General features: G+C 31.1%; 7 protein-coding genes. 3 read left to right on the forward strand and 4 right to left on the reverse strand.

Going from position 1 to position 11,481, the window contains the following annotated elements; all coding sequences use genetic code 11:
- The first annotated feature begins 116 nt into the window (after positions 1 to 116).
- Both groES and groL read left to right on the forward strand, forming a co-directional pair.
- Positions 117 to 395 (forward strand): co-chaperone GroES, encoded by a 279-nt coding sequence (gene groES, locus JEY78_RS03975; protein ID WP_291846946.1) that lies wholly within the window; start codon positions 117 to 119, stop codon positions 393 to 395.
- 20 nt (positions 396 to 415) lie between these two features.
- Positions 416 to 2,044, forward strand: a complete 1,629-nt coding sequence (gene groL / locus JEY78_RS03980; RefSeq protein WP_291846948.1) for a chaperonin GroEL — start codon at positions 416 to 418, stop codon at positions 2,042 to 2,044.
- A 74-nt stretch (positions 2,045 to 2,118) separates the two neighbouring features.
- Here groL and JEY78_RS03985 read toward each other — a convergent pair whose 3' ends face one another.
- The 3 genes from JEY78_RS03985 to JEY78_RS03995 form a co-directional block, all read right to left on the reverse strand.
- Positions 2,119 to 4,617, reverse strand: coding sequence for a zinc-dependent metalloprotease (locus JEY78_RS03985; protein ID WP_291846950.1), 2,499 nt, complete (start codon positions 4,615 to 4,617; stop codon positions 2,119 to 2,121).
- A gap of 141 nt (positions 4,618 to 4,758) precedes the next feature.
- Positions 4,759 to 6,060, reverse strand: a complete 1,302-nt coding sequence (locus JEY78_RS03990) for a carboxypeptidase-like regulatory domain-containing protein (RefSeq protein ID WP_291846952.1) — start codon at positions 6,058 to 6,060, stop codon at positions 4,759 to 4,761.
- 122 nt (positions 6,061 to 6,182) lie between these two features.
- Complete coding sequence (locus JEY78_RS03995; protein WP_291846955.1) at positions 6,183 to 8,342, reverse strand: M3 family metallopeptidase; 2,160 nt, start codon at positions 8,340 to 8,342, stop codon at positions 6,183 to 6,185.
- 226 nt (positions 8,343 to 8,568) lie between these two features.
- Here JEY78_RS03995 and JEY78_RS04000 point away from each other — a divergent pair, with 226 nt between their 5' ends.
- Positions 8,569 to 9,873: a M18 family aminopeptidase gene (locus JEY78_RS04000; protein ID WP_291846957.1), complete on the forward strand. Its 1,305-nt coding sequence runs from the start codon at positions 8,569 to 8,571 to the stop codon at positions 9,871 to 9,873.
- 185 nt (positions 9,874 to 10,058) lie between these two features.
- Here JEY78_RS04000 and JEY78_RS04005 read toward each other — a convergent pair whose 3' ends face one another.
- A complete protein-coding gene (locus tag JEY78_RS04005) occupies positions 10,059 to 11,438 on the reverse strand; it encodes an MFS transporter (protein WP_291846960.1) in 1,380 nt (459 codons plus the stop codon).
- Between the last annotated feature and the right edge of the window lie 43 nt (positions 11,439 to 11,481).

Consider the following 11,481-nt stretch of genomic DNA (forward strand, 5'->3'; position numbering starts at 1 on the left):
TTGGCATTTTTTGTTTTTAAACAACACTTAAAAAGTACATTTGTCAGTTTTAAAACCTTGGCACACTTTTAGACCATTTAATTCACAGAATTAATAATTTTTTAAACTAATTAAAAATGAATAAAATTAATATTAAACCATTATCAGATAGAGTTTTAGTAGAACCTCTTCCAGCTGAAAAAACAACAGCGTCAGGATTAATTATTCCAGATTCAGCAAAAGAAAAACAGCAAAAAGGAACTGTAATTGCAGTTGGTAACGGATTAAAAGACGAACCAATGACAGTTAAAGTTGGTGATACCGTTTTATATGGTAAATATGCAGGAACTGAACTAGTAGTTGATAATACTGACTATTTAATTATGAGAGAAAGCGATATTTTAGCAATTGTTTAAATATTAAAAAATAAAATAAAATGGCAAAAAATATAATATTTGATATTGAAGCACGTGATGGTTTAAAACGTGGGGTAGATGCTTTGGCAAATGCAGTTAAAGTAACATTAGGACCAAAAGGAAGAAATGTTGTTATTGGAAAATCTTTTGGGGGACCAATAATTACAAAAGATGGTGTAACCGTTGCTAAAGAAATTGAATTAGAAGATCCATTAGAAAATATGGGCGCTCAAATGGTGAAAGAAGTTGCATCTAAAACCAACGATTTAGCAGGTGATGGAACAACAACAGCAACCGTTTTAGCACAAGCTATTGTTAAAGAAGGATTGAAAAATGTGGCTGCTGGTGCAAATCCATTAGATTTAAAACGCGGAATTGACAAAGCTGTTGAAGCTATTGTTGCAAATTTAAGAGCACAATCTCAAGAAGTTGGTAACAATTCAGATAAAATTAAACAAGTAGCATCTATTTCAGCAAATAACGATGATACCATTGGAGAATTAATTGCTCAAGCATTTAAAAAAGTAGGAAAAGAAGGAGTAATTACTGTTGAAGAAGCAAAAGGAACTGCTACTTATGTTGATATTGTTGAAGGAATGCAATTTGATAGAGGGTATCTTTCACCATATTTTGTTACAAATGCAGATAAAATGTTAACCGATTTAGAAAATCCTTACATTTTATTATTTGAAAAGAAAATTACAAATCTTAAGGATTTATTACCAATTTTAGAGCCAGTTGCTCAAAGCGGAAAACCATTATTAATTATTGCTGAAGATGTTGAAGGTGAAGCTTTAGCAACATTAGTAATGAATAAATTACGTGGTGCTTTAAAAATTGCAGCTGTAAAAGCTCCTGGTTTTGGAGACAGAAGAAAAGCAATGTTAGAAGATATTGCAATTTTAACAGGTGGAACTGTAATTGCTGAAGAAAGAGGATTGACTTTAGAGAACACAACTATTGATATGTTGGGTACCGCAGAAAGAATTACTATTGATAAAGATAACACTACAGTTGTAAATGGAGCAGGTAATCCTGAAGATATTAAAGCTAGGGTAAACCAAATTAAAGCTCAGATTGAAACTACAACTTCAGATTACGACAAAGAAAAACTACAAGAACGTTTAGCTAAATTAGCTGGTGGAGTTGCTGTTTTATATGTTGGAGCTGCTAGTGAAGTTGAAATGAAAGAGAAAAAAGATAGAGTTGATGATGCTTTACACGCAACACGTGCTGCTGTTGAAGAAGGAATTGTTGCTGGTGGTGGAGTTGCTTTGGTTAGAACAATTGATGTTTTAAAAACTATTACTACAGACAATTTAGACGAATTAACTGGTGTTAAAATTTTAGCAAGAGCTATTGAAGAGCCATTACGTCAAATTGTTGAAAACGCCGGAGGAGAAGGTTCTGTAGTTGTAGCAAAAGTAATGGAAGGTAAAGGTGATTTTGGATACAATGCTAAAACAGATGAGTATACAAAAATGCTAAAAGCCGGAATTATTGATCCAACTAAAGTTACAAGAATTGCGTTAGAAAATGCTGCTTCTGTAGCTGGAATGATTTTAACAACTGCTTGTACGCTTGTTGACATTAAAGAAGACACTCCTGCAATGCCTCCAATGGGTGGAGGAATGCCAGGAATGATGTAAAAAATAATACATATAAAAAAAGGCTCTCAAATTTTTGAGAGCCTTTTTTGTTTTTATAAAAACCTATTCTATTATTAACCTTTTGGATTTAAAATAGCTTCTATTCTTTCAGAAATATCTTGTAAATGATATTTTTTAACAGTGTTAGTTGTAGCTAAAGAAGCTCTGTAAGCATCTTTTTTAATTCTATTCAATTCTCCTCTAACAATTGGAATAATATCAGATTCTTTAACCGTTACAGCAGTTGTTTTTACATAACTTGATTTACGACTACTTACTTTAACATCTTTAGAATTTAACAATTCCGCAAGTCTTTCAACATGGGCTCTTTGTAAATTTCTTCTATACGTATCAATATCTTTTCCAGAATTTAATTCAGACCAAATACCATTTCTTAAATCGGTCATCATACTTATTAATGTATACGCTTTGTTTCCGTTTAAAGTTTCGTTTTCAATCATTCGCATCATAGTACCTATGTCTAGAATATTAGTTAAGGTTCTAACTTGAATACTTCTAATTCTTTCTGTAATTCCAGAATATTCAGTTCTACCAATAATTTCTTTATCTATTAACCAATTAGGTGTTGCAAATAATTGTTCATTAATAAAGTTTAAACAATTTTTTTGATGCGCTTTATCCACATGAGTATACACTAAACCTTCTTGATCATAGGTTTTATAGTTTTCGTAAACACCACCTAAATTAGATGAAACGTGACCCATATATCTGTTAAACTGAGCAATTACATGACCATACATAGTTTCTAAATCATCATAATTTTTACCTTTTTCAGCTGTCCATTTAATTAAATTAGGAACAATTATTTTTAAATTTGCAATTCCGTAAGCACTTGCTTTTATAGCATCATCACCTAAATCTTCAGTTTGAGAACTTGGATCTACTACACTTCCTGCTTGTTGATGTCCAAATCTGTATAATGGATCTCCAGCATGTTTTAAAATCCAGCTATCTAAAATTGGTTTTTCCTCCTCAGCAGTTTTAGCTTCTAAAATTGGGCGATATCCCCAACTCATTGCGTACTTATCATACACTCCAATATTTGGATTTAAAGCAACATCTTTATCGCCTGGTTGCGCTACATAATTAAAACGAGCATAATCCATAATAGAAGGCGCTGTACTATGTTTTTTAGTAAAAGTGGCAGATCTTAAAGAATCTACAGGATAAGCAGCACTGCTTCCCATATTGTGTGGTAAACCTAAAGTATGACCTACTTCATGTGATGATACAAAACGTATTAATCTTCCCATCACATCATCTTCAAATTCTGCTCCCTGAGCTTCTGGATTTATAGCTGCGGTTTGTACAAAAAACCATCCTTGTAATAAACTCATTACATTATGATACCAGTTTATGTCAGATTCTAATATTTCACCAGAGCGTGGATCGCTTACGTGAGGACCATTTGCATTTGCAATTGGTGAAGCTAAATATCTTACAACTGAATAACGCACATCTTCTGGAGTCCATTCTGGATCTTCTTCTTTTGACGGTGGATCTTTTGCAATAATGGCATTTTTAAATCCAGCAGCTTCAAAGGCAACTTGCCAATCTTCAATACCGGCTTTAATATATGGTATCCATTTTTTTGGTGTTGCTCTATCTATATAATAAACAATTTGTTTTTTTGGTTCTACTAATTCACCATTTTTAAATTTCTCAATGTCTTCATCTTTAATTTCTAATCTCCAACGATCTAAGAATGTAATTTCTTTACTTTTTTGAGCTTCTAACCCATAATCTGTTTGACTTGTAGTAAACCAACCAACTCTTTCGTCAAAAATTCTTCGTTTCATTGGTTCTTTTGGAAGTAAAATCATGGAGTTACTCATTTCAACAGAAACTGTTCCTGTGCTTGAATTAGAAGGTGGCTCACTTGCAACATATGTTTTTACATGACGAGATTCAATATTTAAAGGATAACTTTTTATGCTTTCAATAAAGGATGTTTTTGTTTCTAGTCGTGAAATCTTATAACCTTTTCTAACATATTCTGGCAAGCCTAATGGTTTTACATCCGTAGAAAATAATTCTGTAACATCTATAACTGTTGCTTTTTTATCATCAGTAAATGCTTTAATCGGAAAAGAAAATAAAACAGGTTCAAAATTTGAATTTACAACAGCTTCATGAATAGGTAATTCTTCATCGGCCACAATGTTGTGCGAGACAACTCTTAAAATAATGTTTTTATCTTTTTTTTGCCAACGTAAAACTTGTGTATTTGTTTTTTGACCACCAAAACTTGCATTGTTTGATGTGTTTTTAGCAATACGAGTTACCATTAACATTTCTCGTTCCATCAAAGAATCAGGAATTTCAAAAAAATATTTATCATCTAAAAAATGAACTTTAAATAAACCTTCATCAGTTTTAGCTTCGCTAGTTATAACTTTGGAATAAGGTTCAATTTCTCCTTTTTTTGGTTTTGGAGGAGTTGGAGCTTCTTTATCCTCTTTGTTTTTCTTTTTCTTTTGTGCTTCGGCACTAGTCGATACTCCTATAATTAACAATAGTGTTAAAATTGAAGTTAGAATTCGTTTTGTCATTAATATGAAGTTTGATTGCATAATTATTAAGCGCTGAAATTATTAAATGAAACTTCAAAATTTCTTAAATATTTGTTAAAGAAAAAGCCATATTTGTTACAATATGGCTTTTTTTGTTAAAGAAATTTTATAGCTATTAATTTAATTTGATTTTTTAAGTTGTTTTTGAATTTTTTTAATGGCAGATTCAATCGGTTTTTCAGGTTCAATTACATTATATTCTCCCCAAAATTCTGGATCACTAAAGCCGGATGCTTCATCGCTTAAAATTGCATTAGATTTAAATCTGTCTTTATATTTGAGCGACATATTTTCTTCGTTTTTTTCCCAATCTGTAATTGCCATTTCCATAGTTAAGTAATAAACGGAATTAAACAATCTTTTATCGTAATCAATTTTAAAGCCTAATTCAATTCTGCTATAACCATAAAACCATTCGCCGTTTTTCTCTCTATAATCTACGTGATAATTGGCTTCAATTGGAATAACATCCGCTCTGTTTGGCTTTTTAACAACAAATAATCTTGCTGCTTTTTCTATATCTTTTAAATCTAATTGGAAGGTGGCACTTTTTAATGCTAATGATTTTGCTTCAATATACAATTTACCAATATAAAGAGGATCTTCAATATGTGGTTTCGGCGCAAAACTAACTACATAAACTGGTTTGTTGTCAATTTTTGTAGCAGCATCAAAATGAAAATCATAACTATCTGTTCCTTCTTCACTAAAAAATAAATTAGGATTTTTAATGATATCCATATACAAAGCACTAAATGGTCCGCCTTGTAATTTTAAAGTAATGGTATCTAATTTGTTATAGTCAGTACTTTTTCTAGCCTTGTATAATTTTAATATATCATTTTTTGAGTTGGAATAAGATTGCTTATATATTTCTACAACAGCTTCAGAAAGTGACACATAACTTCTTCTTTTTTTAATAGTTTCTCTATAAAAACCAGTCATTGTAGTTTGTTCAGAAAAATAATTTTGACTCCTTCTTTTTAGCATTTCCAGTACAAGTGATTTGGCATCTTTTACTTCAATTTTCACTTCGGAAAGTTCTTCAATATAAGTTTCAAGTTTTATGATATTATTATTTTCGGCTAAATTTTGAATATCAATTACCTGACTAGTATATCCTAAATATGAAACTATAATTTTATTTGTAAGGTAAACTGTAGGGATTTTTATAGAGAAATCACCTTGCGAATTTGTAATTGTACTAATGTTTGTTCCGCTAACCGTAATGGTGGCATAAACCAATTCTTTTTTGGTTTTACTATCAATAACAACACCTTGGTATTGTTTAAATTCAACGGTATCTTTTTTAATTGTTGTTGCAGAAAAACCATTAGTTTGAATTAAAAAAGTAAACAAAAATAGCAGAGAAAGGGTGCTCACTATTTTTTTTGAAGCTATTTTTAAAGGTGTCTGTTTCATAATTTTCAAATATTTAATTGAAGCATAATTTGACTATACAAGTTACTAATTAATAAGATAATAACAAAGAAAAAAGGGAGTGCGTTTCCGTACTCCCTTTTGATAAAATTGTTGAAATAGTTTTATTTTTTTGGAATTGGAAATCCTCTATCTCTCATAAGGGCTTCAATTTTTGCATCTCTTCCTCTAAAGTTTCTATATGCTTCAGCAGGATCTACGGAATTTCTAGGTGCAAATAAATATTTTACCATTTTAGCGGCCAATTCTTTGTCATAAAATCCTCCTGGAGCTTCAGCAAAGGCTTCGGCAGCATCGGCAGTTAAAACATCTGCCCACATATATCCATAGTACGCTGTTGCGTATCCTTCACCAGAAAATACATGTCCAAAATGTGGTGTTCTATGACGCATCACCAATTCTTTAGGCATATTTAATGCTGCTAAAGTTTCTCTTTCAAATGCATCAACATCAATATTTGTTGGGTCAGCCATATGAAATTTCATATCCATAATTGCTGATGCTAAATATTCAGTTGTTGAAAATCCTTGGTTAAAAGTTGCAGATTTTTTAATCTTAGCAATTAATTCTGCAGGCATTGGTTTTCCTGTTTTGTAATGTACTAAAAATTGATTAATAACTTTATCAGTTGATAACCAGCGTTCTAAAACCTGACTTTGGAATTCTGTATAATCTCTTACACCACCATTTAATGTTGGATATTTTACGTTTGATGAAAAGAAATGTAAGGCATGACCAAATTCATGTAAAAAAGTAGTTGCATCATCCCAAGAAACTAATACAGGTTCACCCGGTGCTGGTTTTACAAAGTTTGAATTGTTGGAACCTAAAACAGTTTTATTTCCATCAAAAGTTGTATGACTTCTATATGTATTTGCCCAAGCACCAGATCTTTTTCCTTGACGCGCAAACGGATCTAAATACCATAAACCAATATGTTCTCCAGTAGTTTTATTAGTAACTTCCCAAACTTTTACATCTTCTTGAAAAACTGAAACTGACCCTTCAGGAACTGGTGTAAATTTATAGTTAAATAATTCGTCAGCAACAAAAAATAATGCTTGTGTTAATTTATCTAATTGCAAGTATTGTTTTACTTCATCAGAATCTAAATCGTATTTTAATTTCCTAACTTTCTCAGCATAATATCTGTAATCCCAAGGTTCAATGGTTATTTTGTCTCCATTTTTATCAGCAACAGCTTGCATATCCGCAACTTCTTCTTTTACTCTGGCAATTGCAGCTGGCCAAACAGCATTCATTAAAGCCATTGCATTTTCTGGAGTTTTAGCCATTCTGTTTTGTAAACGCCAATTAGCATAGTTATCAAACCCTAGTAATCCAACACGCTCTTTTCTAAGTTGTAAAATTTTAGCAATATTTGCATTATTATCATATTGGTCTCCATTATCACCACGAGAATAATAATTTTTCCAAACTTTTTCTCTTAAGGCTCTTTCTGTTGAATATGTTAAAAAAGGATCCATAGAAGAACGTGTATTTGTAATTGCATACATACCTTCTTTTCCTTTTTCTTTGGCAGCATTTGCAGCTGCTTTTACTAAAGATTCAGGTAAACCACCTAATTGTTCTTTGGTTAAATATTCTACATAGTTTTCTTCATCGGCCAACACATTGTTAGAAAAATTGGTATACAAAGTAGAAAGTTCTTTATTTATTGCTGCATATCTCTCTTTTTTTGCATCATCTAATTCAGCGCCATTCATAGCAAAACCTTCATAAATTAAATTTACTACTCTTTGTTGATCTTCTTCAAGAGGTGTTTCTAATGAATTGTCATAAACTGTTTTAATACGTTTAAATAATTCTAAATTTTGTGAGATTTTAGAATTGAAATCCGATAAAATTGGAGCCATTTCGCTTTCAATTTCTCTAAATTCAGGAGAAGACATATTGCTACTCCAAATTCCGTAATATGTAAAAACTCTATCTAACGTTTTACCAGATTTTTCTAAAGGAACAATGGTGTTTTCAAAAGTTGGAGGCTCTGTGTTGCTTGTTATAGCGTCAATTTCACTTAATTTTTCTGCCATACCTTTTTCAATGGCTGGTTTAATATCTTTAATATTCATTTTATCAAAGGCTGGAGTTCCACCGTAATCTCCTGTCCATTCAGATAATAAAATATTGTTTGCTTCCATAGGTTGTTCGTTTTCTTTTGTTTGCTTGCAACTAGTTAAAGCCAGTATAAAACTTAAAGCTGTAATTAATTGAAACTTTTTAGAATTAAAATAAAGATTCATAATTAAATTGATTTTGTAGATTGAATTTCTCAAAATTAAGTATTTATGGTTAGAACCGTAGTGTTTGAATTTTATTTTAGTGCTTACTTTTGTTAATGAAATGTTAAAATAATACTAATTGAATCTGAATGATGTTAAAATTGAAATCGAGACCTATGTTTCCTTTCAATTGTTAAAATTCATAGTTAATAATAGTATCTTTGAATTGTATTATAATTCTAATTTTATGAATGAAAATTTAAAAAACGCTCAAAATCTTATCGATTTTATTTACGATAGTCCAAGTGCATATCACGTCATAGAAAATTCAGTAAAAATTCTAAAAGAAAAAGGATTTATTGAATTGAATTTAGGTGAAAAATGGCAAATTAAAAAAGGAGGAAAATATTTTGTGTGCCAAAATGATTCTTCGCTTTTTGCTTTTGTTTTGGGAACTAGTGAAGTTGAAGAAACTGGTTTTAAAATTGTTGCTGCGCATTCTGATTCTCCAACATTTAAAATTAAACCATCGCCTGAAATTTCAGTAGATGATAAATATATAAAATTTAATACGGAGACTTATGGAGGTCCAATTTTAAATACTTGGTTAGACAGACCTTTATCAATTGCAGGTAGAGTAAGTGTAAAAGGTGAAAACCCTTTAAAACCAAAAACGTATTTATTTAATATTAAACAACCAATACTTGTTATTCCTAATTTGCCAATTCATTTTAATAGAACTGTAAATGATGGAGTTGCCTTAAACAAGCAAGTTGATATGTTGCCTGTTGCAGCTGTTGTAACTAAAGAAATTAATAAAGAGAATTTATTAGCTACTAAAATTTCAGAGCATATAAATGTAGCAGTTGAAGACATTTTAGAAGTAGATTTAAATTTATACGATTTTACAAAAGGAAGTATTATTGGCTTAAATAATGAGTTTATTTCATCGGGTAAATTAGATGATTTAGCAATGGTTCACGCTGGTTTAACAGCTTTTATTGACGCGCCAATTTCTAAAGCTACAAATGTGTTGGCTATTTTTGATAATGAAGAGGTGGGAAGCCGCTCTAAACAAGGAGCTGGTTCTCCAATATTAAAAGATATTTTAAACAGAATTGCTTTTGTTCAAGGTAAAAATGAAGAGGAAGTTCAGCGAGCAATTTATAATTCTTTTATGGTTAGTGCAGATATGGCGCACGGATTACATCCAAATCATCCAGATAAACATGACCCAGTTTCAAGACCTGTAATTAATGGTGGTCCAGCTATTAAAATTGAAGGAAATCAGAAATATACAACCGATAGTAATTCGTGTGCAGTTTTTGAAATGGTTTGTAAAGAAGCAAAAGTTCCGTATCAAAAATTTGTGAATAGATCGGATATGGTTGGGGGAAGTACTTTAGGAAATGTTTCTGCAGGTCAATTAGCCATTCGTTCTGTTGATATTGGAAATCCTATGTGGGCAATGCATTCCGTTAGAGAAATAAGTGGAGTAGATGACCATACATTTATGATAAAGGCGTTGAGTAGTTTCTACAAGTTGAATTAGTTTGTGAAAAATAAACAATAGAAGAAGCTTTCTACAAGAAATTTAAAATCGTCATTCTGAATTTATTTCAGAATCTTATTCTGTTTATAATCAATGATTATGAGAACCTGAATCAAGTTAAGGTTGACGAAAATTTTCTTGTAGAAAGCTTCTTTATTTAATAAATATGTGTTACTAATTACTTTTTAAGCTTCCTTGGCGTCTAATTTTTTAATTACTTTTCCATAAATAATTAAAGAAATAGCAGAAACTAGTGCAATTGCAGCAAAATAATACCAAATGTAATGCGCATTTACAGACGCAGCTTCCCAAGCTTCTCTGGTTTCAAATAACTTTGGTTCAGGGCAATATTTAGATAATAAATAACCAGATAAACCAAAACCTAAAATAGATGAAATGAAAGAGTGTAAATGGCTAAACCCTAAGTACATTCCTTCTTCACCTTTAGGGGCTTGTAAAGAGAAAAATTGTAAAAATCTTGGAGAAATAAACGATTCTGCTATACCTTGTAACACAATACCAGCAATCATCATCAACGCAATTGGGTGCATACTTATAAATACTAAATCAATTTCAGCTTGTCCAAACCAATTTCCAGAAGCCATTGCAATAGCAGAAAGCGGCATTATAAACATACCAACAGTCATGGAAAATAACGGAGTTTTGCTTGCCATCATTCTAGTAATAAAAGCTACTGTTAATACCACGGTTAATGGATTAACATTTGCATACCATGATGGAGATGCATTTTCTCCGGCCATTCTAAGTACATATTTTGGCATAGTTGCATATAATTGATGTTGCACCATCCAAAATCCGGTAATAATTAATATAAGTGAAATTAATCTTCCGTTTGTGCAAACTTTTATTAAACCAGTCCATATTTCACCAAAAGTTTTTCCCTTTCCAGTATTTTTTGAGCTTTTATAAAACGCAACAATCATAATTAAACCTAACAATGTCATTACTGCAGAAAAATAATTGATATAAACATAACCAATATCTCCCATAGAATCTCTTAATGGTTTTACAATGGTTTTGCCAGAAAAAGCACCAATATTTACCATCATATAAAATATTGAAAATCCTTGAGCTCTGTTTGCTTCAGTGGTTTCTTTTGCAACAGTTCCCGTAATAACTGATTTAATAAATGAGCCTCCAATCATAAGTACTAACATAATTGGTACAATCGCCCATCTTTGGTAAGATTCAACAATACCTGTAAAAGTAATATCACCAGAATAGTCAACAAGTCCCATTGATTCTAAAATTGAAGGCAATACTCCAAGTCCAAAATAACCTAATGTTAGTAATGAAAAAGCAATTATTAATGAATATTTAAATCCGATTTTGTCAGCTAAAGCTCCAGTAAAAGTTGGTAATAAATAAAGCCCTCCAGAAAACACACCAGAGATTAAACCGGCTTCCATATCGTTAAACCCTAATATTCTTGATAAATAAAGTGTAATTACAATAAATACACCATAATACGCGGCTCTTTCTAGTAGTTCAACAATATTTGCTGTCCAAAAAGCTCTTGTAAATCCTTTAAATTTTTGAAACATATGTAATTTTTTAATTTTAGCCTCCGAAGATACACTTTTTTAC

The organism is Lutibacter sp. (genome assembly GCF_016342705.1).
Taxonomy (GTDB): Bacteria; Bacteroidota; Bacteroidia; order Flavobacteriales; family Flavobacteriaceae; genus Lutibacter.